Annotated in this window: 2 protein-coding genes; both read left to right on the forward strand. The window is 56.1% G+C overall.

What is annotated here, in order from left to right; genetic code table 11:
• Positions 1-139 precede the first annotated feature (139 nt).
• Positions 140-565: a transcriptional repressor gene (locus RR842_RS10580; RefSeq protein ID WP_332554277.1), complete on the forward strand. Its 426-nt coding sequence runs from the start codon at positions 140-142 to the stop codon at positions 563-565.
• 158 nt (positions 566-723) lie between these two features.
• Positions 724-1,359: a hypothetical protein gene (locus RR842_RS10585; protein ID WP_332729714.1), complete on the forward strand. Its 636-nt coding sequence runs from the start codon at positions 724-726 to the stop codon at positions 1,357-1,359.
• Positions 1,360-1,380 lie beyond the last annotated feature (21 nt).

A 1,380-nucleotide genomic window follows, 5' to 3' on the forward strand; every position in this document is an offset into this window, starting at 1 on the left:
ACGTGCCGCACAACCGCACAACGTGCCCTTCTGGCTATCTGTGGAGGTTTCAGCCGTTACTTGCTTCCTCTTGCTAATGGGATATAATCCTATTTGAAACAATGGAGCGATTGATATTTTCGAATGAAGGAGCAGGGCTATGGCCACGGTAAGCAAGCGGGCGGGGGCGGGGGCTTCCACACGGAACACCATACAGCGTGCCCTCGTATTGGAGGCAGTGCGCTCGCTGCATAACCACCCCACGTCGGCTGATGTGTACGATGTCGTGCGTGGAAAGCATCCGAATATCTCGCGAGCCACGGTCTACCGCAATCTGGGTGTGCTGTCCGAGCGCGGCGAGGTGCTGCGTGTCGAGGTGCCCAATGGCGCCGATCGCTATGATTTCTTCAACGACCCGCACTACCATGCGAAGTGTCGTGTATGCGGTCAGATCTTCGACGTGGATATGCCGTACTGCGCCGATTTGGTCTCTCAGGTGTCCGACACACACGGGTTCAAGATCGAAGGCCACGAGATCATCTTCGATGGCGTGTGCGCCGGTTGCCAAGCCTCTTCACCTTCCTGAGCGAAACATCGTCTGGAAAGCGAGCCACCACGGACCCCTTGTCTGTTATTCGAGTGCGCTTTTCGTCCCTTTTCGGCGAAAAAAGCAAAGAGAGCAGGGGTGTAAAGAAAGCTGCAAGCGGTAAAGTGGGGCCAGGTAGGTAAGAGAACAGGTGGCCCATGTCGAAATTTCGACTGCATAAGATTACAAAAAAGGACGAGGTGGGATATTTTGCACCTCGTACCTGGGCATTCTGGCGAACGCTGATTGTCTGTTTCTGCGTGTTCAGCATAGCCGGACATTGGTTGGAGATCCCCTACTGTTGGTTTATGGATCGGTTCTTCGGGATCGTATCGCCCGACTACGCCATATGGAGCGACCCTTGGTACCACCCTTACTGGGCCTACGGGTTCGGCGCCGTGGTGATGACGCTTGCGATCGAGCCGATCAAGGAGCGCATCGTTATGCGTCGCAAGACGCTTTGGGGTGCGCTGCTGGAGACGTTCGTGATCGCCGTCGTCCTCAGCATGGTCATGGAGCTGGTTATCGGATGGCTGGTGAACCAGCCCGACGAATTCGGCAAGTATCCTTACTGGGACAACTCCCAGTTGCCGCTTAACGTGTTCGGCCAGGCGTGGCTGGTGAACGACGTGGTCATTGCCGTGATGGCCATGCTGTATGTGTGGGTGCTCTACCCGCTGATTTGCGATGGGTTCAGGCTCTTGCGCCCGCGTGTCTCCAATATCGTCTTCGTCGTCATCGTCGTGGGCTTTGCGGTATGCTGCACCGCCTCCTATATTCAGCTAGGGTTGTAGGGATCGACCGGGATCAACCGG

The sequence above is a fragment of the Gordonibacter sp. genome (assembly GCF_036667095.1).
Lineage (GTDB): Bacteria > Actinomycetota > Coriobacteriia > Coriobacteriales > Eggerthellaceae > Gordonibacter.

Bases quoted from the DNA above. Each gene is read 5' to 3' on its own strand.
- RR842_RS10580 (WP_332554277.1), top strand. From the start codon at position 140: ATGGCCACGGTAAGCAAGCGGGCGGGGGCGGGGGCTTCCACACGGAAC.
- RR842_RS10585 (WP_332729714.1), top strand. From the start codon at position 724: ATGTCGAAATTTCGACTGCATAAGATTACAAAAAAGGACGAGGTGGGA.